Here is a 24,619-nt window from a genome sequence, read left to right on the forward strand (position 1 = left end):
TTTTCCGTGTTGTCCGGCTCGGGCGACAGCCTCTCTTTTTGTCAGTAGTTTCCGCATCCTCCAGCCATCGTCTCAAGCGTAGAACGAACATCCATGTTCGCTCCCCCAGCGCCTCCTCCACCCCCATGAACCGCCGCACCATCCCCTCTCTGCAAATGAGCGTGTACGGCCAGGACCGGCTGCGCTCAGAGGGCTTTGTGGTCATGCCGCTGGAATTCTCCATGAGGCAAGAGCCCCAGCGTCTGATCCCGCATTTCCATGATTTCTTCCAGATCTTCCTGATCACCGGCGCAGGCAGGCTCATGCACGATTTCCGAGATCACGACGTCGCCGGCGTGACGCTGTTTTTCCTCAGCCCCGGCCAGGTGCACACCATCCGCCCCGCAGCGCAGACGCAGGGCACGGTGGCCTCCTTCACGCAGGAGTTCTTTGATCATCACGCGCCACCGCCCAGCATGCTCTTTGACCTGCCCTTCTTCTTCAGCTCGGGCGTCACGCCATGGCTGACAGTGAGCGCGAAGGAAGCCGCACGCATCACCGCGCTGTTTGCCGAACTGCAGCAGGAATACGACTCCGCTCAATCCGGCGTGCAGGAGGTGCTACGCGCCACGCTGCGCATCCTCTTCATCCAGGCCGGTCGTCTCTATGCGCAGAAGCATTCGGTCAAGGAGACTACGCGTGCCGCGCTGCTGGCCCGCCAGTTTCATCTGTCTCTGGAGCACCACTTCCGGGAATGGCAGACTCTGGCACCGTATGCCAAAGAACTGGGCATCACCGTCAATCATCTGAACGACGTCATCCATCAGGAGACCGGCCATGCCGCCGGGGAGCTCATCCGCCAGCGCCGCCTGCTGGATGCCAAGCGCCTGCTGCTCCACTCGGATCTCAGTGTCTCCGAAATCGGCTACCAGACGGGCTTCCAGGACCCCTCCTATTTCACCCGTTTTTTCCGCCGTCATGCCGGACAGACACCCGGCGAGTTCCGCGACGCAATCCGAGAAAAATACCAGCCAGAGGCCTCCTAGCACCAGCCTGCCAGATTGTGCCCGCCAGCCTTCAGGCGAAAGGTCGCGGTCCTTATGAATGACACGATGATCGAGGACCAACCACCTCACGCGATCACTCCCACCGCAGCGCCGGACGCAAAAGAGACCGTCTTCGCGCTGCTCTTCGCCATCAGCTTTTCCCACATGCTGAATGACACCATCCAGGCCCTGCTGCCCGCGATCTATCCGGTGCTCAAGGAAACGTACGGACTGAGCTTTGCGCAGCTCGGATACATCACGCTGACGTTTCAGGTCACTGCCTCCCTGCTGCAGCCTCTGGTGGGTTACATCACGGACAAGCGGCCGCTGCCCTACTCGCTGCCGGTCGGCATGGGTCTGACTTTGATCGGCCTGCTGGCTCTCTCCAGAGCGCACAGTTACCCGGCCATCCTCATCGCCTCCGGGCTGGTGGGTTCCGGCTCCGCCATCTTCCATCCCGAGGCATCGCGCATCGCCCACATGGCAGCGGGCAGGCGGCGCGGCCTGGCGCAGTCCCTGTTTCAGGTGGGCGGAAATGCGGGCTCCTCCATCGGCCCCTTGCTGGCAGCCTGGTTCATCGTTCCCCATGGTCAGGCAGCCCTGTCGTGGTTCTCCATCATCGCGATGCTGGGCGTCTTCGTGCTGTGGCAGATCGGCCTTTGGCAGGCGCGGAACCTGCACCGCATTCAGCGCAAATCAGCACGCTCAGCCACCGCTCAAGCCCGCCCGACATCCGGCAAGATTGCCTTTGCCATGGCCATCCTCGTCATGCTGATCTTCTCCAAGTACGTGTACCTCGTCAGCCTGAGCAACTACTACACCTTCTACCTCATGGAGCGCTTCCATGTCTCGGTGCAGACCTCGCAGTACTACCTGTTCTTGTTCCTCTTTGCCGTGGCCGTCGGCACCATCGTGGGTGGCCCCGTGGGAGATCGCATTGGCCGCAAGCGCGTCATCTGGTTTTCCATTCTGGGTGCCGCCCCCTTCTCCCTTTGGCTGCCGCATGCAGGGCTGGCCCTCACGGCGGTGCTGACCGTCATCATTGGCTTGATCCTCGCCTCGGCCTTCTCAGCCATCCTGGTGTATGCTCAGGAACTCATGCCCGGAAAAGTCGGCATGATCGCGGGCCTGTTCTTTGGCCTGGCCTTTGGCATCGCCGGCATCGGCGCCGCCGTACTGGGAAAACTGGCGGACCATCAGGGCATCAACTTCGTCTTCCACTTCTGTGCCTTCCTGCCCCTGCTGGGCCTGCTGACCATGTTCCTTCCTGACGTGGAAGGAGATGGCCAGGCGGCACCCATGAAAGCGAAAGCGGGCAAGTGACGGAAAGCGCTATCAGAGGCTTTGCAGTGTCTTGCGCCCACGCTCCTTCGTCCCCGGATCATCCTGATCACGGTTCGTCATCGCGAGCCCTTTTTCGATGAACTGCTTCGCCTCCGTATTACGTCCCATGAGCGCGTAGGTGCGCCCAAGTTCGACGTAGTGGATAAGGCGGTTCGGATTGAGAGCGATGGCCTTTTGAAAACACTTCACCGCCTCGTCATAAGACGCACTGGGCAGCGCCCCGTAAACAATCATGGCCACGGCTCGCGTCATGCCGCCGATCTGCGCCAGTTCCTGATTCCAGCGCCCAAGCAGATGCCAGGCAAAGTCGTCTTTGGGATTGAGCTTCGCCGCAGTCTCCGCCTCCGCCTTGATCTTGTATGACGCCTCGATGCTTTCCTTGTTGCCCAGCAGCGGTGAGAGTTTGCCAAGACAGATGGCCACTGCGAGATGCGGATCAGACTCCTTGGGGGCCAGCTTCACCGCACGTTCGGCATAGGCAAGCGCGGTGCGCCCCGACTTCAGTTGATCTGCTTTGCCCGAGAGATCTGCCATTCGGTAAACATACTGCCGCGCGATTTTCACCAGCAGCGATGCGTCGTTGGCATTCAGCTTTTCAGCAGGCAGGTAGTACTGCAGCGCCGCCTCCGCTTTGAACTGGGCATCATACCCATCGCCCTGTTTCACGAGTTCCGTGAAGTCTCCGAATGCATGCCCCGCCATCAGCATGGCAGCCGCGAGTGTCAGTGTCGTTTTCATGGTTTGATGAAGCGATAATGTGAAACGATCCATTCCTCACCGCCGCGGTATCCCCACAGCTCGGCGCAGGCGAGGAAGAACAAGCGCCACCAGACCCACCACTTGGTCACCTGCTCTTTGCCGTACGTTTCGGCAAACAGCGGCAGGATCTCCGCCTTGTGCTCATCCATGTTCGCCAGCCAGGCCTCGCTCGTCTTGGAATAATGCTCACCACTCACGCACCAGTGGTCTTCAATCTTCAAGTCGTCCTGAAAATAGAGCAGCAGGTCATCGCTGGGCATCTGCCCGCCGGTGAAGAAGTATTTCGCCATCCAGTCGTCATCGCTGCGCACCTCGTAGTGGTAGGCGTATTCGCGATGGGTGAAGATGTGCACGAAGAGCTTGCCGCGCGGCTTCAGCCAGGTGGAAACACGGCGCAGCAGCTCCTGGTAGTTTTTCATGTGCTCAAACATCTCCACCGAGACACAGCGGTCGAAGATGCCTTCACCAAGACCTTCAAAGTGAATCATGTTCGCCGTGATGATGGTCAGGTTTTTCAAGCCACGCTTTGCCGCCTCGGCATCGATGAACAGCTTCTGCGTGCGAGAGTTGGAAACGCTGGTGATCTGCGCATTCGGATAATGCTCCGCCATCCACAGTGACAGCGAACCCCAGCCGCAGCCCAGTTCGAGAATGCGCTGCCCATCCTGCAGCTCTGCACGCTCGCAGGTCAGCTGCAGCATCGCTGCTTCGGATTCATCAAAGGTGATTTTCTCATCCGGCCAGTAACCCGAGCTGTACTTCAAGTGTTTGCCAAGCACGAGCTGATAGAACCGCGTGGGCACCTCATAGTGCTGCTCGTTGGCCTCATCCGTCGCGATGGCCACGGGCATCTGCTTGAGATCCTGCACATAGCGCATCAGGGCGGCGCGCTGGGCTTCGGCGGTGGGCTGCTTGTTCTCCTTCAGCGTCTCGGCCAGCCGCTGGCGGATGCCGATCCGGATCATGCTGTCCGGGAGAATGTTCTTGGCGAGAATGGCGTTGATGGTGCTCATGCGGTTTGGGGAGTTGTGCGACCTTGGAAACAGACTGGATTCAACTTTTCGGCGGCCATGGCACAAAGGCGCTCGTGGTGCGCTGATACTCTCGGTAGGCGTCGCCCTTGCTCTTCACGGCGCATTCCTCCGTGAGTGGGATGCCGGTGACACGCAGCAGAAAATACAGGATCAGCGCCGGGGCATACACCGTGGCCCAGCCCCACGGTGAACCGCAGGCAAACAGCCAGAACCCCCACCACACGACGGACTCAAAGAAGTAGTTCGGATGCCGCGAGTAGCGCCAGAGCCCAACCTGACACACCTTGCCTTTGCTCGCAGGATCAGCCTTGAACCTCTTCATCTGCGCATCACTCAAGGCCTCGCCAGTCAGACCGATCAGCCACACAATGGCTCCGGCCATTTCAATGAGGTTCAACTGCGGAGCTGGATTCAAACACGCCAGCAGCACGGGCACCGCCAGCAGCACGATCAGCAAAGCCTGCGCCTGAAAGAAAAAGAAGAAGTTCTTCGCCAGTCCGTCCTTCCATTTTTCACGCAACACGGCGTAGCGCACGTCCTCGTGAGGATGGTGGCCTTTGACTCGGATTAAAAGATACGTCCCAAGCCGCACACTCCACAAGACTCCCATTGTCACAGCAATGATTTTACGCTCCGTGAATCCTCCGCCCAGCCATGCGTAAAGCGGTGCCATCACAGCGAGCGCATAAGACCACGTCACATCGACAAAGCTGAAGTTGTTCAGCTTCAAGCTCAGCAGCCAGGTTAGCGCAAACAGCAGGAATGCCACCACCGTGCCTATGCCCATCAGGAACCAGAAATCATGCATCATGTTTGGAGAAGTTGAGGTGTTTGGCGAGTTTCTCGACGAGGGGTTTGCTGACAAAAAAGACCACGCCAATGAGCAGCGGTGCGAGCAGCAGCCAGACGACCACACCGTAGAGTCCGATCATGCCGAATTCAGCCATGAACTGACCTGGACTGGCAAAGAAGCGCTCCATCATCATGGGAATCGAAAGCGGCACATGTTCAGCACCGAAGAGCGACTCACCGGCACGCATGAAAAGGAGGATGCTTGCCAGATGCAGCGGATACGTCAGCTCACGAAACACCTGCAGCACCGGCTGGTTCAGCTTCAAAACAACGCCCACACCCAGTGCCAGCACAGTCGTGGTGCCAAGCAGCGGAAAGACGCCCGTCGTGACACCAAAGGCGATGGCCTGCGCGATCTTGGCAGGCGTCGTCCCCTGCGCCAGCTGCGCAACGACCGGCTTCACCACCCAGCGTCGCCACAATGATTCTCGCTGGATGGGTTCAGTCATGCTTTTCGAAGCAGGATGTCTTCCATGCGCGCATTCGATGGCACACGGAAAAGCAGGATGAGCATGTACACCGCCATCGCGATGTTGCCGAGCAGCAGAATGCCCAGCAGCCAGCCGATGCGGCCGATCCACGAGCGCTCCTTGTAAGCGACCCAGCAGTAGAAGGTCAGAAATGCCCAGTAGGTGTCAAACAGCGTGGCGATGAACCACGGATGACCGCCCACCGAACCCGGGATGGCCCACAGCGCACACTGCTGCGAAGCCCAGCTCGTAACACCAAGCATGGACACCAGCACTACGACAAAGAAGATTCGAAGAAGCCAGATCATGATGTTCAAAAAGTGCGATGGAGCGCCGCGTTGTTCGGGCGGGTGTACACGGCCTGCACGACACTGATGTTCCGCGAGGCAAAAGCGGCCTCGCAGTATTGCAGGTAGAAGTTCCATTTGCGGACAAAGCGGTCGTCAAAGCCGAGCGCCTTCACCTCGGCGATCCGGGCGTTGAAGCGCTCAAACCACACCCGCAGTGTCTTGGCATACGATGTGCCGAGATCTTCCAAACCGTGCATGAAAAGCTCGCTGGTGCGGTTGATGGCTTCGTTGACGCGCCCCACGCTGAGCAGCAGCGATCCCGGGAAAATGTGCTTCTGAATCCAGTCCACGCCTTTGCGCAGATCTTTGTGCTGGCAGTCCGCCACGGTGATCATCTGGAAGGCCAGCAGCCCCTCAGGCTTCAAAACTTCAGCGCACTTCGCAAAGTAGGTTTCCAGATACTTGTCGCCCACCGCCTCCAGCATTTCGATGGAGGCGATCTTGTCGAACTGGCCTGTGATATGGCGGTAGTCCTGCAGGCGAATTTCCACCTGATCGGCCAGCCCCTCACGCGCCACACGCTCGGTGGCATACTTGAGCTGCTCCTGCGAGATCGTGACAGCTGTCACGCGGCACCCATGATGCTTTGCCGCATGGCATGAGAATCCTCCCCAGCCGCAGCCGATTTCCAGCACATGGTCTCCCGGCTTGAGCTGCAGTTTCTGGCACAGCGCCTCATATTTTGAATACTGCGCATCCGCCAGCGGCTGCCCCGGATGCTCAAAACGCGCCGCCGAATACGTCATCGTCTCGTCAAGCCAGAGCGAGTAGAACTCATTCCCCAGATCATAGTGCTCGGCAATGTTGCGCCGGCTGGTGCTCACACTGTTGGGCCGCAGCAGATGTTGCACGCGATTGACAAAGTTCAGCAGGTTCACAAACGCCACCTTACCGGAGGAACTGCGCGATCCCTGGGTCTTGGAGAGATTCAAAATGAACCACTCGATCACCGCCGCGATGTCGTCAGTCTCCCAGTCACCATCGACATAGGCCTCGCCAAAACCCACATTGCCGAACAAGGCGCAGCGCTTGAAAAAATCGCGGCTGCGGATGCGCATCTCGGCCGTGACCGGGGCGCCATGCTCCCCCAGCACATGCGCACGACCATCGGGGTGCACCATTCGAAGCCCCCCGTAAACGAAGGGTTTGAGCGACAGCATGAAAAGCCGCTCATAAAATCCAGGCTTCGCCGCCTCAGGTGTGGAGACGGAGATGTCGGTGTCGCAGGTGATGGTGTCGTTCATGGTTTGTAGGGGGCGATGGATTCGTGGGGACGCAGGACTCCGAGTTGCAACCCGGCATCGGCTGATTTGCGGTGCCAGGGAATGCGCTTCAGCCACAGCCGCAGCGCATGCCAGTGGATGAGAAAAATGACGCGCAGCGTGAGCAGCGGATACTTCACCGCGCAGAGCAGCAGCGCGGCATCCGTCAGCGGTCGTTGCTTGCCAGTAAGTGAAGTGAGCAGCATGCGATCATCTTCCTTCCGGTCGTCGATGTGAATCTCCAGCCTTTCCCCCGGCACCTGCAACTTGAAGTCAAAGCTCAGATCCAGTGCGAAAAACGGCGACACATAGAAATGCTTGGGCGTGATGAGGCGGAAGCGCTGCGCACGATCACACTCCTTCAAAAGGTAAGGCTTCTGCTCATGAAAAGTGTTCGTCACCTCCGCCACCGCGCACACCGGTTCTCCGGCGGCATCAAAGGCATAATAAAAGCAGACAGGATTAAAGATATACCCCAGCACCCGCGGAAAAGTGAGCAGACGAATGCTGGCGATGCGCGAAGTATCCACCTCGTTGTCCGCCAGATACTTCAGGATGTTCGCCTTCACATCCCCCGCACCGAGATCAAGATGATCACGGTCATAAAAGGAAAACAGGTTGAAGCGGTTGCGGCTAAACCAGCGCAGCTTCGAAGAGAGATCGTCGATGGCATCAAGATCCAGCCACAGGTAAAAGACGTTGTAATTGAATCGATGCACCTTCGGCTGCAGCCGGTAGTGCATCACCGCACATTCATAGATGGCGGATTCGGTTTGCATCACCATGGCTCCTTTCCGAGAAGGTCACGGCACAATGCCACCGCCGAGCCAAAGGCATCCTCATGGAACCCATGACGAAAGTAACTGCCGCAGAAATACGTGCTCTGTTCTGGTGAAAGCCTGTTCAGGTCGGGCAGCCTCTTCTGCGCATCAATGGCGGCCAGATCGAAGAGCGGATGCTCGTAATTGATCCGCTTCAGCACCTTGTCCGGGGCGATCTCATCCGCAGCGTTGATCGCAACAAAATAGTTCGTCTTGTCAGACACACCCTGCAGGCTGTTCATCCAGTAATGAGTGCTCGGATCGATGCCGCCGCCCGCCGTCGGCTTGATGCGGTAGTTCCACGACGCCCAGCACTTTTTCGACTTGGGCATGAAGCTTTCATCCGTGTGCAGCGTGGCAATGTTGGGCTGATATTTGAAACAACCCAGCAGCTCTCTTTCGAGATCCGTCGGCTTCGCCAGCATGCGCAGCGATTGATCCGCATGACTCGCGAAGATGACCTTGTCGAAAACCTCGGCCTCGCCATCACGAGGAAACACCTTCACGCCATTCTCATCCCGCTCCACCTTCACGACAGGCGCACCCAGCCGGATACGATCCTTGAATGGCGCGGTCAGTTTCTTCACATACGAACGCGCCCCATCCGTAACCGTACGCCACGGATGCTGCGTGTTCAGTCCAAGGAATCCATGATTGTGCCAGAAGTGGATCAGCGTGAGCGCAGGAAACTCCAGCATCAGCTCCGGCGGCGTGGACCACACTGCGGACCCCATCGGGATGATGTAGAGATTGAGGAAATCACTGCCATAACCCCTCACCTCCACGTATTCTCGCAGCGTCATGCGGGCAAAGCGCGCCTCATTCAGCGCCGCCACGGCCTCAGCATTGAATCGATTGATCTGAAGAATGAATTTCCAAAACCGCGGACTGATCAGATTGCGGCGCTGTCCAAAAAGATGATTTAGCGAGGTGCCATTGTATTCGATGCCGCTTTGCAAATGCGCCACGCTGAAGGACATCGAGGTCGGTTTCGTCGCCACATCCAACTCTTTAAACAAGCGGCTCAGCAGCGGATACGTCACGTAATTGAACACCATGAAGCCCGTGTCCACCGGCAGCTCGCGCCCCGCTTCGTTCACCGTCACAGTATTGGTATGCCCGCCCGCGTAATCGTTCTGCTCAAAGATCGTCAGATCAAAATGCGGATGCAGAAAGTGTGCACAGCCCAGACCTGCGACACCCGTCCCAATGATGGCCAGTCGAGGTTTCATGCGCCGGGAGTTTGGGCTGATTGTTTGAGCTGCGCCGCCTCACGATACACGCTGGGCGGCACACCCTTGAGGTCCCAGATCAATCCCATCCAGGAAAGCATCTTGAGTAGGTAGTAGGACACATCGATCTCCCACCAGAAGAAACCCTGCCGCGCAGAACCCGCATAGCGGTGGTGGTTGTTGTGCCAGCCTTCTCCCAGAGTCAGCAGCGCCAGCAGCAGGCTGTTGCGGCTGTCATCATCCGTCTTGAACCTCTTGGAGCCAAAGACATGGGCCAGCGAATTGATGAAAAACGTCGCATGCAGCAGGATCACCGTGCTGATGAAAAATCCCCACACAAACATCTGCGCACCGTTGGTCCCCAGTCCGGGCGCATAGCGTTCCATCAGCCATCCCGTGAACCAGAGGAACGCCCCATAAAGCACCGGCACGATCTGATCATGCCGGTTGAGAAACACCAGCTCAGGAAACTGCTCCAAATCTCGAATGCGGCTGTAGTCCGTGGGAAAATTTTTGGGACTGGTCAGCCAGCCGATGTGAGACCAGATGAAGCCACGCACCCGTGGCGAATGCGCGTCCGGCACCTCATCCGAATGCTGATGATGATGGCGGTGCACCGAGGCCCACCACAAAGCCCCGCGCTGGCAGGAGGTGTTGCCCAGCACCGCAAACAAGAACTGCATCCCGCGTGAGGTGCGGTAGCTCCGGTGCGAAAAATAGCGGTGGTAAAAAGCCGTGATGGCAAACATGCGCAGCGCATAGAGCAGCAGCGCCGCCACCAGCGCCGCCCAGCTGAATCCCACCCACAGCACGCTCAGACACCCCAGATGCAGCACGATGAACGGCAGGCAGCGCCGCCAGTCGATCCCGTCCGTCAGCTTGTCGTCCCCCTCCCAGTCAGGCGGGCGGTAGTCGGAGTCAAACCACTGCCTCATCATCACGGCAGCCTGCCAGAGGAGGTTTCGTTTTTGGGGTTTATTCGCAGGGACTTCACTTTTCACGCCTCCTTATGCGTCTGCCCCTTTCTTCTGGATTCAAAAAAATGGCAAATATCGGTGATCGTCTTGTGCTGAGCGTATCCGGCGTGGTATGAATCAGCATGAACGACTCCATCGCTCCCGGCGCACGTGAGTTTCACACCACCCGCTGGAGCCTCGTACTCGCCGCCCAGCAGGGTGGGGATGACACACGGATGCACCGGGCTATGTCCGCGCTCTGCCAGGACTACTGGTACCCGCTGTATGCCTTTGTACGCAGGCGCGGCCATGCACCGCATGATGCGCAGGACCTGACCCAGGCCTTTTTCCTTTCGCTCCTGGAAACACATGCCGCCGCCGATCCGGCACGCGGAAAATTTCGCTCCTACCTCCTCGGCGCCTTGAAAAACTTCCTCGCCAATGACTGGCATCGCGCGCAGACGCAGAAGCGTGGCGGCGGGCAGAGGCTGGTGGAATGGGACGCTCTGGATGCCGAGGCCCGCTACGCCCTGGAGCCCGCGGAGCAGTCCGATGCCGAGACGCTCTACGACCGCCGCTGGGCCATGGAGCTGCTGGCTCGTGCGGTGGAAAAACTTCGCGCCGAATTTGCAGCCAAGGGTGAAGCCGAAACTTTTGAGGTGCTCAAAGGCACGCTCAGCGGCGCAGGCCCGGATCGCGGGCAGATCGCGCAGCAGCTCGGCATGAGCGAAGGCGCGCTGAAAGTCGCCATTCATCGCCTGCGGCAAAGTTATCGCGAGGTACTGCGTGCCGAGATTGCAGAGACAGTGGATTCGCCGGAGGAGGTCGATGCCGAGATGCGGCATCTGGTGGCGGTGCTGCGGAGTTGAAGTTTTTTGTAACTCGCCGGCCCCAAGCTTTCAGGAAGTCAGTGAACCCACCATTCCCACACCATGACTCCTGCCCAAACCTGCCCTCAATGCGGCGCCACCTTGCCTGCCGATGCACCCGCATCCCTCTGCCCTGCGTGCCTGCTCAGCAGCGCGCTGCCCACAGATCCAGGAGCGACCATGCTCATCGCTCAGCCGAAACCTCATGCCCTGCCTCAGATTGGCGAAGTCTTTGGTGGCTACCGCATCGAGCGTGAGCTTGGTCGCGGTGGCATGGGCGCGGTCTATGCCGCAGAGCAGCTGTCCAGCGGACGCCGCGTGGCCTTGAAAGTGCTGAGCCATCAGCTCGATTCACCAGACGCACGTGCGCGCTTCCTGCGCGAAGGACGCCTCGCCGCTTCGATCAATCACCCCAACAGCGTCTATGTCTTCGGCACGGAGGAAATCGATGACACGCCGGTCATTGCCATGGAGCTCATCGCGGGTGGCACCTTGCAGGATCGCATTCAGCGCTATGGTCCATTGGCCGTCGGTGCCGCCGTGGACGCCGTGCTGCAGATCATCGCAGGTCTGGAGGCCGCGCATTCCGTCGGCATCCTGCACCGCGACATCAAACCAGCGAACTGCTTCGAGGACATGGACGGCACCGTGAAGATCGGCGACTTCGGCCTCTCGATCTCCACCGCAGGCCGGGGCGATTCCATGCAGACGATGGATGGCACCTTTCTCGGCACCCCGGCGTTTTGCTCGCCGGAGCAACTGCGCGGCGAGGAGCTGAACGTGCGCTCAGACATGTATTCCGTCGGCGTGACATTGTTCTACCTCCTCACCGGACGCACACCATTCGAAGGCAAAAACATGGTGCAGCAATTGGCAAACTCACTGGAAAAAGCCGCGCCGTCCCCGCTGCAATACCGGCCGGACATGCCCCAGGGGCTCGCTCGCATCGTGCTGCGCTGCTTGCACAAGCAGGCCACCGAGCGCTTCAGCAGCTACCACGAATTGCAGCAGGCACTGCTGCCCTATGCCTCCATCGCCCCCACACCTGCAACTCTGGGTCTGCGCTTTGCCGCTGCGGTGATCGATCATTTCATCCTGAGCGCGGCAAGTTTTGTCGTCCCGCTGTTCTTTGTGGATTCACCGATGGATATGTTCAACCCCAAGTTCATTCACACCTGGAGTTTCTTCTGGCTCACTCTGGGCATGTTCGTGGCGCGGCATTTGTATTTCGGCATCAGCGAAGGCGTCTGGGGTGCCTCCATCGGCAAGGCGCTCGTGGGCCTGCGCGTGGCCAGGCTGAACCGCAGCGCACCCGGCATTCCGCGCGCGCTCATGCGCTCGGTGTTGTTGCAGGCCCTCGTCATTGTGGAAATCTTCCGCTACAGCACGATGGATGTCACTCAGATCACAGCTTGGAGTTATGCGTGGATCGTCATTCAGATCCTGTTTTTCCTGCTGTTCTTCGTGACGGCTCGTCGTCAAAACGGCTTCGCTGGACTCCACGATCTATGGACCGGCACACGGGTGATTCAGAAGTCGGCATATCAGCCGCGTGTCGCCATGGCGCAAACTGAGAGCACCGTCCCAGCAACGGACGGCATGCGCAAGATCGGCCCGTTTCATGTCATCGCCACGCTTTCACACACTGATGCTCAAACGATGCTGCTCGGCTATGACACCCGTTTGCTGCGCAAGGTCTGGATTCGCCAGACGCCTTCCGGCTCACCACCAGTGTCACAGGTGCAGCGCAACATCGCCCGCCCGGGCCGCCTTCGCTGGCTTCAAGGCGAGCGCGGCGAAAGCGAATCCTGGGACGCCTACGAAGCCGCAAGCGGCACCCCTTTGACGAGCCTTGTCGCCAAACCACAGTCCTGGCGTGTCGTTCGCCACTGGCTCCACGATCTCGCGGCTGAACTTTACGCCGCCACGCAAACGGGCTCACTGCCGGACACGCTCACGCTGGATCGTGTCTGGATCACCTCGGAGGGCCGGGCAAAGCTGCTCGACTTTCCCGCCCCGGATAGCGTCAGCGTTGCAAGCGAAGGTACAGTGACCCCGCAAGCCTTTCTGAACCAGGTTGCCATCGCCGCTCTTCAAGGGCGCATGGTGACATTGCAGGAAGCCACGGCACTCAACATGCCGGTGCCACTGCCCATCCAGGCCCGTCAGACGCTGCTCAGCCTGAAGAGCGCCACGGATCTCCATGGCAGCGTGGTGCAGCTTCGCGCATTGACGCAGCTGCCTGCGGAAGTTTCGCGCTGGCGGCGTTTCGCACTTCTCATTGGCACGGTCGCGCCATCGTTGTTCCTGACCGCCTTCATGGCGCTCGGCATGTCATTCTACAAAGGATGGGCCGCCAAAAATCCAGCCTTCTCCGCGATACGTGGCTGCATGATGTCCTATGAGGACATGCTCAAAGACAAGCAGCAGCCAGGACTGGAAAACATTCCGGCACCCGTGGCCAGAGCCGCCATGGAAACCTACATCGCCGGCACTTACTGCCCCATCGTGCGAGATCCGCAGCAGTGGGATTCCCCCATCGGGCGCAGCATCCTGCCTCCTCCTGTGCGAGCCAGTGTGGAAAAAATCGTTCATGGCCACCCACCACCCACACCAGAGGATTTTCAAAAGGCCAAAGCCCTGCTGCAACCTTTGCTGGACACCCGTGTCGCAGAGCGAACAAAGGAACTGGGCTTTGCTGGCAAACACCAAACGATGGACTTCGTCACCGCTTCCGTGCTCGGTGTGTATCTTCTTGTCACCGCCATTTTGAGCCTGTTCTGCGCCGTCGCTTTTCGCGGCGGCCTGATAATGCGCATCCTCAGCATCGCAGTGGTCAAAGATGACGGCACTGATGCCACCCGCCTGCGCATGCTGTGGCGCAGCCTCATCGCCTGGTCACCCATCCTGCTGCTGCCCTTGGTGATCATGTTCGACGCTCCACTGATGCAGATGGCCGGTGATCAAGACGTGATCCGAGTCATCGGTTTGATCGGCATGACCGTTCTGTCCCTGGCTCTCGTCCTCGCCGCCATCGCCACACGTGGCCGCGGTTTGCATGACCGTCTGGCACACACCTGGCTGGTGCCCCGCTAGAGCACGATGCCGCGCACACGTTCGGCGCAGCGCTCGGGCCTCATGCTGTTGATGTAGGTGCCGCTGCCGAGTTCAAAGCCCGCAAGCTGCGAGATGCGTGCAACGATGGAAATGTACCAGTGGAAGCACCCGGAAACTTCTCCCACGGGCGCGGAACGAATCGTGAAGTTATAGTCCGGCGCACCTGCAGCTGCCTTGAGTCGGCGCAGCAGGCGGCTCAGCACACCCGCCAGTTCCTCGATGTCCGCATCGCTGATCTCATCGAATGCCACCTGATGTTTGCGCGGAAAAACCCAGGTGTGATAGGGCGACAGTGCCGCATAGGGCATGAAGGCCACAAACGCCTCTCCGGTTTCGAGAATGCGCTCTTCCGCCAGCAGCTCTTCGTGCAGCACCGCGCAGTACAAGCACCCGCCCTCCAGTTCGTGAAAACGCCGCGCCTCCTGCAAACGCATGATCACCTGCGAAGACAGCACCGGCGCTGCCGTGATCTGAGAATGTGAGTGCTCCAGGGAGCTGCCCGCGCGCTGCCCTTGGTTTTTGAATATAACGACGCTCTCCACCATCGGATGGCCGCGCAGCACCTGATAGCGTTCCCGGTACATTCGCAGCACCATCACCAAATGCGCCGCATCCATCTCTCCGAGGTCAAGATCGTGCCGTGGATGCTCCACCACCACCTCATGCACCCCGGAGGCGGACATGGAGCGAAACGTCCCATGCTTCTTCCGTTGCACATCCAGCGTGGCATCGAAAACGGAAAACTTGTTGGGCACCACACGCACCAGCCAGGAACCATCCGGAGCTGCCACGCGGGCGATTTCCGCAGGAGTCATCGCTTCATTGCCGGTGCAGAAAGGGCAGTCATCACGGTGCGGCGGCCGCGTGAGATGCGACGCCGCCTGCGGATGAAAATCATCCGGCCTCAGCGCCCGCTCCGGAGCCATGACAACCCAGTCAAGCGTGATGGGATTGAAACGCATTTCAGACATGGGCAAGGGCGAGGTTGGATCTATCTAACGAGCAGACTCCACTTAGCTGGCAGAAAAAAGCCGCGCAAGTTTCCCTGCGCGGCTTTGTCTTTATTGATGCTTGGGCAAAGGCCTAATGTCAGCTTACTTCGCTGCCTTCTTGAGGGCGTCTGCCTTGTTGGTCAGTTCCCAGGTAAGGTCCTTGTCGTCGATCTTGCCGAAGTGACCGTAGTTGGTGGTCTTCGAGTAGATCGGACGCAGCAGGTTGAGCTGCTTCACGATGTCGGCCGGCTTGAAGGAGAAGACCTTCAGCACTGCAGCAAGGATCTTCTCGTCACCGATGGTGCCGGTGCCGAAGGTGTCGACGTGCACGCTCACAGGCTCCGGATGGCCGATGGCGTAGGCAAACTGGACTTCGCACTTGGAGGCGAGGCCCGAGGCCACCACGTTCTTGGCAACCCAGCGGCCCATGTAGGCGGCGCTGCGGTCCACTTTGGACGGGTCTTTGCCGGAGAAGGCACCACCGCCGTGACGGCCCATGCCGCCGTAGCTGTCCACAATGATCTTGCGTCCGGTCAGGCCGCTGTCGCCCTGGGGGCCACCGACGACGAACTTGCCGGTCGGATTGATGAGATACTCAGTCTCCTTCGTGAGCATCTCCTTCGGCAGCACCTTCTTGATGACCTGCTCGATGCAGAACTTCTCGATCTCGGCGTGGCTCACATCCGCAGCGTGCTGCGTGGAGATGACGACGTTCACGATGCGCGTGGGCTTGCCATCAATGTATTCGACGGAGACCTGGCTCTTTGCGTCAGGGCGCAGCCACTTGGCCAGCTTGCCAGCCTTGCGGATGCGTGTCAGCTCACGGCCAAGGCGGTGAGCATACATGATCGGCGCAGGCATGAGCTCCGGCGTGTCGTCACAGGCAAAGCCAAACATGATGCCCTGGTCACCAGCGCCCTGCTCGGCAGTCTTCTTGCCATCGGCTTCAGCAGCGTCCACGCCCTGGGCGATGTCCGGGCTCTGGATGGTCAGGTAGTTGTTGATGAAAAGCTTGTCGGCGTGGAACACGTCGTCGTCATTGGTGTAACCAATGCCGCGCACAGCGTCACGGATGACTTTGCCGACGTTGATGACTTCGTCGATCGGCTTGGTGGTGCCGTTCTTCTTGTTCTGCAGCTTCGGGATGGTGATCTCACCACCGACGACGACCACGTTGCTCTTCGCAAAGGTCTCGCAGGCGACGCGGCTCTTCGGGTCGATCGCAAGGCATGCGTCGAGGATGGCGTCAGAAATGGTGTCGCAAACTTTGTCAGGATGGCCTTCGCCGACGGACTCGGACGAGAAGATGTAGCTACGGGACATGATGGTGGTCGTATGGGTTATATGGACGAATCATGATTTGATGATGCGTCTTGTGGAGCGGGGAGAGTATTCCCCAAACCGGGGGCGTCAATGTGGATTTCATCGTAGAGCAAGCCTCCGGCTTGCCAGTGCGGGCAGGATAGGTGCTGGTGGATTGTGCAGGATAAGGCGCTGCAAGGCCCCCGTTTATATCCCCCATCATGCGTTGTTTCCTTTTTTCAGTGCTCGTCACTGCTTTCCTCAGCTCTGCCGCCGCAGAAAGACCCAACGTCCTCTGCATCGTTGTTGATGACATGGGCTGGGGCGATGTCTCCTGCTTTGGCGGGCAGGTGCCGACACCTCACATGGACCAGCTGGCCAAAGAAGGGATGCAGTTCCGGCAGTTCTACGTGGCCTCCCCCATCTGCTCTGCGTCACGTTGTGCCATGATCACCGGCCAGTTCCCGGCACGCTGGCGGATCACGAGCTACCTGCAAACCAAGGCGGGCAATCATGAATGCGAGCAGGCAGATTTTCTCGATCCGCACGCGCCCTCCCTGCCGCGTGCCTTCCATGAAGCAGGCTACGCCACCGCCCACATAGGCAAATGGCACCTCGGCGGCGGCCGCGATGTGACGGACGCCCCCAAATTCACCGCCTATGGCTACGACGTCGGCCTCGGCACCTACGAAAGCCCGGAGCCCGCCGCAGCACTCGGCTTGAAAACAACTCCTTGGGAAACCAAGCGCGAACCCCAGCAGGTGCCGCGGCACGAACGCACACGCTGGATGGTGGACGAAACGCTGAAGTTCATGCAGCAGCACTCAACCCAGCCCCGCTTCGTCAATTTATGGCTCGATGACGTTCATACCCCCTATCGCCCCAGCGAGGGAAAGGATGACCGCGCTCTCCCGGCGAAATACCGCGATGTGCTCGTTGAAACAGATCGCCAGATCGGCCGTCTCATTGACTCACTTCCCCCGAACACCCTCATCCTCCTCTGCGGTGACAACGGCCCCGAGCCCACGCTGGAACACACCCGCACCAAGGGCCTGCGCGGCATGAAATGGAGCCTCTACGAAGGCGGCATCCGCACCCCGCTCATCGTCCGCTGGCCCGGCACGGTGCCGGCAGGCGCAGTGAATGACACCACCGTCTTAAGCAGCGTCGATTTCATGCCCACCCTCTGCGCCTTGGCTCAGATCAAAGCTCCCGCAGCCGATCAAGATGGTGAAGACATGAGCGCCGCCCTGCGCGGGGAAATAATCGTGCGCCACAAGCCTCTCCTCTGGGAATACGGCCGCAAACCCGGCGAGGCAGGCAAAGTCAAAACAGGCTTCCCCTACCCCAAAGAGCCAGATTCCAAATCTCCCAACGTCGCCATCCGCGACGGAGAATGGAAGCTCCTCGTCAACGCAGACGGCACCCAAACCGAACTCTACCACCTCGGCAAAGATCCCAACGAAACCACCAACCTCGCAAAGACCGAAAAAGACACCGCTGAACGCCTGAAAAAGGCCGCTTTGGACTGGCGGAAGGCTTTGCCGTGAAATTTCCCCTCGCCAGCCGAAAAAATGCCACTAGGATGCGCGCCCCCTTCCCCCAACCATGTCCGAACCCAAGAATATCCTCCGCCTGGGACTGCCCAAAGGCAGCCTGCAGGAGCCGACGCTTGAATTATTCAAGCGTGCGGGGTTCAACATTGTCGTCTCCTCCCGCTCCTACCGTCCCTCAGTGGATGACTCCGAGCTGGAGCTCCGCCTGCTGCGCGCACAGGAGATCGGACGCTATGTCGATCACGGCTTCCTCGACTGCGGCATCACCGGCCGCGACTGGATCGTGGAAAACAACGCGGATGTCGAAGTCATCACCGACCTGCGCTACAGCAAGGCAACTTCCTGGCCCACCCGCTGGGTGCTCGTCGTGCCGGATGATTCCCCCGTTCAGTCCGTCAAGGACCTGCAGGGCAAGCGCATCGCTACCGAAGCGGTCGAGATGACCAAGAAATACCTCGCCAAACACGGTGTCGAAGCCGAGGTCGAATTTAGCTGGGGTGCCACCGAAGTGAAGGTGCCCGAAATGGTGGATGCCATCGTGGACATCACCGAAACCGGCTCGTCCCTGCGCGCGAACAAGCTGCGCATCGTGGACACGCTGATGGAAAGCTACCCCCAATTTGTCTCCAGCAAACCTGCCGCCCGTGATGAATGGAAACGGCAGAAAATGGAGACACTCGTGCTGCTGCTCAAAGGTGCGCTCGAGGCCCGCCACAAGGTCGGTCTCAAAATGAACGTACCCGCGAAACAGCTGCAGGAGGTGGTCGCATGCCTGCCGTCCCAGCGCTCGCCCACCGTTTCTACTCTCGCCAGCCAGGATTGGGTGGCCGTGGAAACGGTCATCGACGAAGCCACCGTGCGGGTCATCATCCCACGGCTGAAGTCGCTGGGGGCCGAGGGTATTGTGGAATACCCTCTAAATAAAGTCGTCCACTAGATCAACGCCAACACAACAGGAGAACACGAACATGGGATCGCTCAAAAAGCGGAGAAAAACGAAGATCAACAAGCACAAGCGCAAGAAGCGCATGCGCGCGAACCGTCACAAGAAGCGTTTGCGCTACAAGTCGTAACCGCTAGCCTTCCCGGCATGGCTCCTCTCCGCAGTGCGATTCGATGGTATCGAGACGCAGGAAGCTTTGTCATGCCCGGGTACGGCTCGGTTGGCAGGGCTCTGCGGCCCTGTCTCACGATGGGTCTTGCCGCCTTCTTTGGCTCCCTCCTCTCAGGTTATGCTGCAACACCAGCGGACCTGTCCTTGGGAGCCAGAGCGGCAGACACATCAGACCTGCAACTATCTCCAGCATCTGCCTCCAGGGCGGATGTTTTGGCGCATTACACTGCCGCGCTCCAGTTCGAAGCCTCCGGGAAACTGAGGCAGGCGCTGGATCATTATCTGGCCGTTTTCAAAGCTGACCCGGGCAATTCCGATCTGGCGGCACATACCGCCGGGATTGCCATGCAGTTCCAAGGGCGAGAAGCTGCCGTCAAAATCCTCGAGGATGCCGTGCGTGCCAGCCCCCGCACTCCCGCGCCGCTGCTCAATCTCGCGCGCTTCGCCAGCACCTACCCCCCGGAGGACCTGTTCGTCAAAGACGACGTTCCCGCCAAGGCCGTGGCCGAAGCCCTGGCCAAATTTCCCACGCATGCCGAAGTCTATGAGACCGCCGTCATGCTGCACCTCACCCACAACGAGCGTGACAAGGCCATCGCCGTCATGACGCAGGCCGCCAATCAGAACAGCCGCGATCCGCAGTACTGGCTGGCCACGGGACACACCGCCGAACGCGTCTGGCCGCTCGGCCAGGCCGAGTTCGCCACGGAGTACCGCCAGCGCGTGGCCCCGTTTTTTGAAAATGCCCTCAAAACGGCCAGCAAAGCCGAAGCCGAGCAAGTCACCCTCGAAGTCGCCCGTCAGTATCTCCTGACCAACGATCCCGACCGTGCCCGGCAGCTCTGTGAAAAACTGGCGGCCGAATACAACAACCTCGACGCCCGCAAACTGCTCTACCGCCTCTACGTGGCCTCCGAGCAAAAAGAAAAGGCGCTCACCACCCTGGAGCAAATCGTCAAACAAGCACCAGACGACGCCGAGATGCAGCGCCTCCTGGCCAGTGAGTACGACAAACTCAAGCAGCCCGAAAAAGCCATCGCCCACCTCCAGGCCGCCATTCAAAACGGCGGCGGCGAGATCGGCGACTACGTCAAACTCGGCTGGGAGCTCTTCCAGACACAGAAGTTCGATGACATGGTGCGTGTCGGCCAGCGCAGCGTGCGCCTGTTTCCCGATCATCCCCTCGTCCACTACCAGCTCGCGATCGCCCATCGCGCCCGTGAAGAATGGGGCCCGTCTGTGCAGCACTTCGCCGAAGCCGAGCAGTTCGCCAGTTCCACTCAGAACGAGCTGCTGGACCACCTCTTCTATTATCAGTACGGCATCACGCTCGAACGCCTCGAGCGCTACGAAGACGCCTCACGCATGCTGGAAAAATCCATCACACTGACTCCGCGCGAAGAAGCCAAGGCCGCCGCCAACACCATGAACTTCCTCGGTTATATGTGGCTGGATGTCGGCACGCACCTCGACAAAGCGGGCGAACTCATCACCAAGGCCAACGAACTGATGCCCGACCAGCCCGCCTACATCGACAGCCTCGGCTGGTTCCACTACAAAAAGGGCAACTTCCCCGGCGCCCTCAAGGAATTTCAGCGCGCCGAAGCCCTCATGCAGCCCATCACTCCGGAAGATGCCGAGATCCTCGAACACATCGGCCTCACCCACCAGGCCCTCGGTGACAAAGCCACGGCCCTCAACTACCTCGAACGCGCCGAGTCCCTCAAGACCCCCGATTTAAAAGCCCGCAAACGCATCGAAAATGAGCTGCAGAAAATCAAAGGCGGCAAATCGGACACCGAGAAGAAGTAAGTGATGCGAGCACTCTTGCCTGCAAAGCTGTCCTCTCCGTGGGCTTAAGTGCCCTCAGTTCTCCTCCAGCCGTTCATCGCTGTCGATGAACATCCAGCAAAGTGCCGCAAGCAGGTAGGTGGCTGCGGCGACATACATCACCTTGTCCCAGCTTTGGTTCGTCAGGTTCATCAGCCACGGCACCGCCACGCCACCGAGCGCACCGCCAAGATTGCCGATCATGTTCATGCTTCCTGAAACCGATCCCGCAAGCTTGCCACCCACCTCCATGCACGCGCCCCAGGCACCCGGCATGGACAGATCATTGAAGAAACCCGAGAAGCCCAGCGCCAGCATCGCATACGTGGGATTGTTCAGTGTCGTGGCCAGGATGATCATCCCGCCCGCCGCCAGCATGCCCAGCACGCCGATCGTGCGCCGCGCCCGGCTCAAACTGTCTGACTTGGCTGACATACGCCGCGCCACGATTCCGCCAATGAAGCAACCGATCCCTCCAAGGAACAGCGGCAGACCGTTCAAGATCGAAGTCCATGTGTCCTTCATGTCCATCTTCAGCTCCAGCTCCATGTACTTCGGCATCCAGGTGATGTAAAAGTACCACACGTAGCTGATGCAGAAGTAATACACCCATAGCAGCAGCACCGACTTCGTCGTGAAAAGCCGCTTCCACGGGATCGATGCGTGCCCGCCGCTCAGATTTTTTTGCGCCTCCTCCAGCAGTTCACACTCCGCTGCATTCACCCCCTTGTGGTCCTTCGGATTGTCCCGGAACCACACGTAAAAACAGATCGCCCAGACCACGCCCAGTCCGGCAAACAGCACGAAGGTGTTCCGCCAGCTGATATAGCCCAGCACCCACACCACCAGCAGCGGCGTGAAGGCACCGCCCCAGCGCGCCGCCATCCACGTGATGCCCTGCGCCACTCCATGCTCACGCTCCGGCAGCCACACGCTGAACATCTTCGCAATGTTCGGAAACCCGCCCGCCTCACCAGCACCAAACAAAAACCGGCACACCGTCATCGACGCCAGATTCCACGCATAACCCGTCGCCGCCGTGAACACGCTCCAAAACATCACCACACGCAGCAGCACCCGCCGCGGCCCCCATTTGTCCCCCAGCCATCCACCCGGAATCTCAAATAGCGCATACGCCAGCGTGAATGCCGAGAACACATAGCCCATCTGCGTGTCATCAAACCCCAGATCCTGCTGGATGAACGGCCGCGCCTTCGAAATGCACACCCGGTCGATGTAATGAATGATGCCAAGCATCACGGCAAAAACGATCACGCCATAGCGCGTGCGGGTGGGACGAAGGGTGGATTCCATGGACGGGTTGGTAAAGCGCGCATGCTGCCACGCGGCCTGACTCAACGTCAACTCCACAAACAATCCATCACGGCTCTCCCACCGTAGGATTCTCCACCACAATCGCGCTCGCCTTCACCGCCCGCGTCAGCACTTCCTTCGGCTGCTTGCCGCTGGGCACCAGCTCATGCGCCATGCCCTTGTAACGCAGCGGCTTGTAGCCGAGCGCCAGCAGCGCATCCAGCGGTGCCTGCTTCAGTCCAGGCTTCCAGTAGTCCGGCGCACCGCCCGTCTCATAGTAGTAGATCCAGGTGTGCTGCGGATCATACCATCCGGCACAAAGAATCACATGCCGGTGCGGAATGTTCAGCACATCCCCCGGCTGCAACTCCTGCGCGCTTCCGAGTTCCGTGCAAACCGCCGGCAGCCGGCTGGTGTCATGCACGCTCGGCAGTTTCAGACAGCGCGACACAAATCCCGAACAATCCACCCCCGCAGCCTGCGCGCTCACAGCCGCATTGTCAGCACGCCGTTTCTCCGGCGACGACACATCACCGCCCGCGCTGCCATTCGCAATGGCTTGATCAAACGAAGCCGGATCATCAAACCCGCCCCACTTGTACGGCACCCCGCTGTTCATCTCCCCCGGCACCCACCAGCCCTTGCGCTTCTGCTGCGGTTCGTGCGTCACATCCGGTGTGTTGACGAGCACGCCCGCCTTGTCCTTCCCGTGCAGAATGTTCCTCGCAAACGGCCGCCACGTGTGATTCGCAAACCGCTGCGCAATCGCCATCGCCTCATCCGGCGTCACCTGCGAAGGCGCGGACGGATCTCCGGGAATGAGCGGCGCAGAAGCTGCGTCAGGCTTCAACGTGGCGTTGCAACTCACGAGGACAAGCATCAGGGCGGGCAGGGCAGACTTCATCGGGCGGATGATGCGGGAACTGCACGCCAGGTCAACCAATTGCTCCCTTCCATGAAGTTGACCAGTTCGTTCTCGATTGCAGAATGCGTCCATGCCCTCCTGCCTCCGCCTCGCTGGCTTCCTGCTGCTGGCCGCCTTCGCCCTGCGAACGCATGCCGCACCCGCCAAGCCCTTTGCACGCACTGCCCTCGTCATTGGCAATGCAAAGTACGAAGCCGCCGTGGGTCCGCTGCGCAACACCGGCAACGACGCCAAAGCCGTGGCCAAAACCCTGCGTGATCTCGGCTTCGCAGTGATCGAAAAACATGACGTCACGCGCGATCAACTGCTGCGCGCCGTGGTGGAGTTCCGCGCCACTCTGACTGGTGCCGAAGTCGGCCTCTTTTATTACGCGGGCCATGGCATCTCCGTGGCGGGCTCAAACTACCTGCTCCCCATCAAATCCGGCTATTTATCTGAAGGAGCCGACGATGTCACCCTGCGCCTGCTCGCAGAAACCAAACTCTTCAACGTCGAGCAGGCCGTGGCCGACATGAAATCCGCCGGAGCGCTCTGCAATCTCGTCATCCTCGATGCCTGCCGCACCACGGCCGTTGCACGCACCGGACGCACCCGCGACGCCACCAACCCCGGCGGCCTCAGCGAGATGAAGCCGCCCGCCGGATCACTCATCGCCTTTGCCACCGATGCCGGACAAACCGCCCTCGATGGCGATGGCACCAACGGCCTCTACACCGAAGAACTCCTCAAAAACCTGCGCACCCCCGGTTTGACAGTCGAGCAGGTCTTCAAACGCACCCGCGCCGGCGTGCTCGAACGCTCCAATGGCGGGCAGATTCCCGCAGAATACTCACGCCTCGTTGGCGATGACATCTTCCTCGCCGGTCAGGCTCCCTCACCGCCGCCGCCGATGGCAGCAGTAGCCGTTGTGAAATCTCCACCCGCCCCTGCTTCACCACGCGCTCCTGATTCACCGCCTGCACCACCACTTCCGACCTTGAAGGAGATCTCAAAGCTGGCCTCCTCAGGCAAGGCCACAGAATGCGTTGAAGCCTTGCAGCAATATGCAAAGACCAAAGGCCCCGGTGATTATGCCTCTCAACCCATCGAGGCACTGCTGGATCACGTGAAGGAAGACCTCAAAGATGCCACCACCACCTCTCCCACCGTCGAAACCGCCGCCATCACCTGCGAGCTCATCCTCCAAGCCCTGCGCGACTGCCTGCCGCCGGACCATGAGAAAAAGATCCCCTTCACCGCCAAGGCGCTGAACCGTCGTGGCGATACCCTCCTCCTCCTCGGTCGTGCCGACGAAGCCCTCGAAGCCTACAACGCCGCCCTCCCGCTCACCCCCGACGATTCCTACATCCTCTACAATCGCGGCCGCGCCCACCTCGCCCTCGGCAGCACAGATGCCGCCAAGTCTGATTTCACCGAAGCCGCCAGCACCAAATACCATCAGCTCAAAGCCCGCAAACTGGCGGAGGAAGCCCTCGCAAAACTCAAATAATTTCAC

At 59.7% G+C, this 24,619-nt stretch carries 22 protein-coding genes; 9 read left to right on the forward strand and 13 right to left on the reverse strand.

Annotated features, from left to right (window positions below):
- The first annotated feature begins 125 nt into the window (after positions 1-125).
- Both AC3RLQ_RS18920 and AC3RLQ_RS18925 read left to right on the forward strand, forming a co-directional pair.
- Positions 126-1,025 carry a helix-turn-helix transcriptional regulator gene (locus tag AC3RLQ_RS18920; RefSeq protein ID WP_493030209.1) on the forward strand — a complete coding sequence of 300 codons (900 nt, stop codon included), beginning with the start codon at positions 126-128 and terminating at the stop codon, positions 1,023-1,025.
- A gap of 66 nt (positions 1,026-1,091) precedes the next feature.
- Positions 1,092-2,348, forward strand: coding sequence for an MFS transporter (locus tag AC3RLQ_RS18925; protein WP_493030210.1), 1,257 nt, complete (start codon positions 1,092-1,094; stop codon positions 2,346-2,348).
- Positions 2,349-2,360: 12 nt separating this feature from the next.
- On the opposite strand, the gene AC3RLQ_RS18930 is transcribed toward AC3RLQ_RS18925, so the two are convergent.
- The 9 genes from AC3RLQ_RS18930 to AC3RLQ_RS18970 are packed head-to-tail and all read right to left on the reverse strand — an operon-like array spanning position 2,361 to position 10,084.
- Positions 2,361-3,107, reverse strand: a complete 747-nt coding sequence (locus AC3RLQ_RS18930; protein ID WP_493030211.1) for a tetratricopeptide repeat protein — start codon at positions 3,105-3,107, stop codon at positions 2,361-2,363.
- Positions 3,104-4,141, reverse strand: coding sequence for an SAM-dependent methyltransferase (locus tag AC3RLQ_RS18935; protein WP_493030212.1), 1,038 nt, complete (start codon positions 4,139-4,141; stop codon positions 3,104-3,106). Before AC3RLQ_RS18935 ends, AC3RLQ_RS18930 begins: the two co-directional genes overlap by 4 nt.
- A gap of 40 nt (positions 4,142-4,181) precedes the next feature.
- Positions 4,182-4,973 carry a DUF1295 domain-containing protein gene (locus tag AC3RLQ_RS18940; protein ID WP_493030213.1) on the reverse strand — a complete coding sequence of 264 codons (792 nt, stop codon included), beginning with the start codon at positions 4,971-4,973 and terminating at the stop codon, positions 4,182-4,184.
- Positions 4,963-5,463, reverse strand: coding sequence for a DUF2062 domain-containing protein (locus tag AC3RLQ_RS18945; RefSeq protein WP_493030214.1), 501 nt, complete (start codon positions 5,461-5,463; stop codon positions 4,963-4,965). Before AC3RLQ_RS18945 ends, AC3RLQ_RS18940 begins: the two co-directional genes overlap by 11 nt.
- Positions 5,460-5,792, reverse strand: a complete 333-nt coding sequence (locus tag AC3RLQ_RS18950) for a DUF1475 family protein (protein ID WP_493030215.1) — start codon at positions 5,790-5,792, stop codon at positions 5,460-5,462. The genes AC3RLQ_RS18945 and AC3RLQ_RS18950 overlap by 4 nt, the downstream gene beginning before the upstream one ends.
- Before the next feature lie 5 nt (positions 5,793-5,797).
- Positions 5,798-7,078: a class I SAM-dependent methyltransferase gene (locus AC3RLQ_RS18955; RefSeq protein WP_493030216.1), complete on the reverse strand. Its 1,281-nt coding sequence runs from the start codon at positions 7,076-7,078 to the stop codon at positions 5,798-5,800.
- Positions 7,075-7,875 carry a DUF1365 domain-containing protein gene (locus AC3RLQ_RS18960; RefSeq protein ID WP_493030217.1) on the reverse strand — a complete coding sequence of 267 codons (801 nt, stop codon included), beginning with the start codon at positions 7,873-7,875 and terminating at the stop codon, positions 7,075-7,077. Before AC3RLQ_RS18960 ends, AC3RLQ_RS18955 begins: the two co-directional genes overlap by 4 nt.
- Entirely contained in the window at positions 7,875-9,149 is a 1,275-nt protein-coding gene (locus AC3RLQ_RS18965) for an NAD(P)/FAD-dependent oxidoreductase (RefSeq protein ID WP_493030218.1), read from the reverse strand. Before AC3RLQ_RS18965 ends, AC3RLQ_RS18960 begins: the two co-directional genes overlap by 1 nt.
- Positions 9,146-10,084, reverse strand: coding sequence for an acyl-CoA desaturase (locus AC3RLQ_RS18970; protein WP_493038745.1), 939 nt, complete (start codon positions 10,082-10,084; stop codon positions 9,146-9,148). The genes AC3RLQ_RS18965 and AC3RLQ_RS18970 overlap by 4 nt, the downstream gene beginning before the upstream one ends.
- Positions 10,085-10,248: 164 nt before the next feature.
- Between AC3RLQ_RS18970 and AC3RLQ_RS18975 the strand changes: the two genes are divergently transcribed.
- Both AC3RLQ_RS18975 and AC3RLQ_RS18980 read left to right on the forward strand, forming a co-directional pair.
- Positions 10,249-10,974 (forward strand): RNA polymerase sigma factor, encoded by a 726-nt coding sequence (locus AC3RLQ_RS18975; RefSeq protein ID WP_493030219.1) that lies wholly within the window; start codon positions 10,249-10,251, stop codon positions 10,972-10,974.
- A 63-nt stretch (positions 10,975-11,037) separates the two neighbouring features.
- Positions 11,038-14,070: a protein kinase domain-containing protein gene (locus tag AC3RLQ_RS18980; RefSeq protein ID WP_493030220.1), complete on the forward strand. Its 3,033-nt coding sequence runs from the start codon at positions 11,038-11,040 to the stop codon at positions 14,068-14,070.
- Here AC3RLQ_RS18980 and galT read toward each other — a convergent pair.
- Both galT and metK read right to left on the reverse strand, forming a co-directional pair.
- Positions 14,067-15,062, reverse strand: coding sequence for a galactose-1-phosphate uridylyltransferase (galT, locus tag AC3RLQ_RS18985; protein ID WP_493030221.1), 996 nt, complete (start codon positions 15,060-15,062; stop codon positions 14,067-14,069). The genes AC3RLQ_RS18980 and galT overlap by 4 nt on opposite strands.
- Before the next feature lie 123 nt (positions 15,063-15,185).
- On the reverse strand, positions 15,186-16,406 hold the full coding sequence (gene metK / locus AC3RLQ_RS18990) for a methionine adenosyltransferase (RefSeq protein ID WP_493030222.1): 1,221 nt from the start codon (positions 16,404-16,406) through the stop codon (positions 15,186-15,188).
- A 200-nt stretch (positions 16,407-16,606) separates the two neighbouring features.
- On the opposite strand from metK, the gene AC3RLQ_RS18995 reads away from it, so the two are divergent.
- From AC3RLQ_RS18995 to AC3RLQ_RS19010, 4 genes are read left to right on the forward strand one after another with little or no spacing between them, the layout of a single operon-like run.
- Entirely contained in the window at positions 16,607-17,935 is a 1,329-nt protein-coding gene (locus AC3RLQ_RS18995; protein WP_493030223.1) for a sulfatase-like hydrolase/transferase, read from the forward strand.
- Between the two features lie 58 nt (positions 17,936-17,993).
- Positions 17,994-18,878: an ATP phosphoribosyltransferase gene (gene hisG, locus AC3RLQ_RS19000; protein WP_397380217.1), complete on the forward strand. Its 885-nt coding sequence runs from the start codon at positions 17,994-17,996 to the stop codon at positions 18,876-18,878.
- A gap of 31 nt (positions 18,879-18,909) precedes the next feature.
- Positions 18,910-19,014, forward strand: a complete 105-nt coding sequence (locus tag AC3RLQ_RS19005; RefSeq protein ID WP_133796641.1) for an AURKAIP1/COX24 domain-containing protein — start codon at positions 18,910-18,912, stop codon at positions 19,012-19,014.
- A gap of 17 nt (positions 19,015-19,031) precedes the next feature.
- Positions 19,032-20,867 carry a tetratricopeptide repeat protein gene (locus AC3RLQ_RS19010; RefSeq protein ID WP_493030224.1) on the forward strand — a complete coding sequence of 612 codons (1,836 nt, stop codon included), beginning with the start codon at positions 19,032-19,034 and terminating at the stop codon, positions 20,865-20,867.
- A gap of 54 nt (positions 20,868-20,921) precedes the next feature.
- Here AC3RLQ_RS19010 and AC3RLQ_RS19015 read toward each other — a convergent pair whose 3' ends face one another.
- A complete protein-coding gene (locus AC3RLQ_RS19015) occupies positions 20,922-22,199 on the reverse strand; it encodes an MFS transporter (protein ID WP_493030225.1) in 1,278 nt (425 codons plus the stop codon).
- A gap of 67 nt (positions 22,200-22,266) precedes the next feature.
- Positions 22,267-23,103 carry a hypothetical protein gene (locus tag AC3RLQ_RS19020; protein ID WP_493030226.1) on the reverse strand — a complete coding sequence of 279 codons (837 nt, stop codon included), beginning with the start codon at positions 23,101-23,103 and terminating at the stop codon, positions 22,267-22,269.
- Between the two features lie 91 nt (positions 23,104-23,194).
- On the opposite strand from AC3RLQ_RS19020, the gene AC3RLQ_RS19025 reads away from it, so the two are divergent.
- The gene (locus tag AC3RLQ_RS19025; RefSeq protein ID WP_493030227.1) at positions 23,195-24,613 is read left to right on the forward strand and encodes a caspase family protein; all 1,419 of its coding nucleotides are present in this window, start codon (positions 23,195-23,197) and stop codon (positions 24,611-24,613) included.
- The last annotated feature ends 6 nt before the right edge of the window (positions 24,614-24,619 follow it).

The organism is Prosthecobacter sp. GW821-HT29F12 (assembly GCF_058803405.1).

Bases quoted from the DNA above. Each gene is read 5' to 3' on its own strand.
- AC3RLQ_RS18920 (WP_493030209.1), top strand. From the start codon at position 126: ATGAACCGCCGCACCATCCCCTCTCTGCAAATGAGCGTGTACGGCCAG.
- AC3RLQ_RS18955 (WP_493030216.1), bottom strand. From the start codon at position 7,078: ATGAACGACACCATCACCTGCGACACCGACATCTCCGTCTCCACACCT.
- AC3RLQ_RS19005 (WP_133796641.1), top strand. From the start codon at position 18,910: ATGGGATCGCTCAAAAAGCGGAGAAAAACGAAGATCAACAAGCACAAG.
- AC3RLQ_RS19010 (WP_493030224.1), top strand. From the start codon at position 19,032: ATGGCTCCTCTCCGCAGTGCGATTCGATGGTATCGAGACGCAGGAAGC.
- AC3RLQ_RS18970 (WP_493038745.1), bottom strand. From the start codon at position 10,084: ATGAGGCAGTGGTTTGACTCCGACTACCGCCCGCCTGACTGGGAGGGG.
- AC3RLQ_RS18935 (WP_493030212.1), bottom strand. From the start codon at position 4,141: ATGAGCACCATCAACGCCATTCTCGCCAAGAACATTCTCCCGGACAGC.
- AC3RLQ_RS18995 (WP_493030223.1), top strand. From the start codon at position 16,607: ATGCGTTGTTTCCTTTTTTCAGTGCTCGTCACTGCTTTCCTCAGCTCT.
- AC3RLQ_RS18945 (WP_493030214.1), bottom strand. From the start codon at position 5,463: ATGACTGAACCCATCCAGCGAGAATCATTGTGGCGACGCTGGGTGGTG.
- AC3RLQ_RS19025 (WP_493030227.1), top strand. From the start codon at position 23,195: ATGCCCTCCTGCCTCCGCCTCGCTGGCTTCCTGCTGCTGGCCGCCTTC.
- AC3RLQ_RS18960 (WP_493030217.1), bottom strand. From the start codon at position 7,875: ATGCAAACCGAATCCGCCATCTATGAATGTGCGGTGATGCACTACCGG.
- AC3RLQ_RS18930 (WP_493030211.1), bottom strand. From the start codon at position 3,107: ATGAAAACGACACTGACACTCGCGGCTGCCATGCTGATGGCGGGGCAT.
- galT (WP_493030221.1), bottom strand. From the start codon at position 15,062: ATGTCTGAAATGCGTTTCAATCCCATCACGCTTGACTGGGTTGTCATG.
- AC3RLQ_RS18940 (WP_493030213.1), bottom strand. From the start codon at position 4,973: ATGATGCATGATTTCTGGTTCCTGATGGGCATAGGCACGGTGGTGGCA.
- AC3RLQ_RS18975 (WP_493030219.1), top strand. From the start codon at position 10,249: ATGAACGACTCCATCGCTCCCGGCGCACGTGAGTTTCACACCACCCGC.
- metK (WP_493030222.1), bottom strand. From the start codon at position 16,406: ATGTCCCGTAGCTACATCTTCTCGTCCGAGTCCGTCGGCGAAGGCCAT.
- AC3RLQ_RS18925 (WP_493030210.1), top strand. From the start codon at position 1,092: ATGATCGAGGACCAACCACCTCACGCGATCACTCCCACCGCAGCGCCG.
- hisG (WP_397380217.1), top strand. From the start codon at position 17,994: ATGTCCGAACCCAAGAATATCCTCCGCCTGGGACTGCCCAAAGGCAGC.
- AC3RLQ_RS19015 (WP_493030225.1), bottom strand. From the start codon at position 22,199: ATGGAATCCACCCTTCGTCCCACCCGCACGCGCTATGGCGTGATCGTT.
- AC3RLQ_RS19020 (WP_493030226.1), bottom strand. From the start codon at position 23,103: ATGAAGTCTGCCCTGCCCGCCCTGATGCTTGTCCTCGTGAGTTGCAAC.
- AC3RLQ_RS18950 (WP_493030215.1), bottom strand. From the start codon at position 5,792: ATGATCTGGCTTCTTCGAATCTTCTTTGTCGTAGTGCTGGTGTCCATG.
- AC3RLQ_RS18980 (WP_493030220.1), top strand. From the start codon at position 11,038: ATGACTCCTGCCCAAACCTGCCCTCAATGCGGCGCCACCTTGCCTGCC.
- AC3RLQ_RS18965 (WP_493030218.1), bottom strand. From the start codon at position 9,149: ATGAAACCTCGACTGGCCATCATTGGGACGGGTGTCGCAGGTCTGGGC.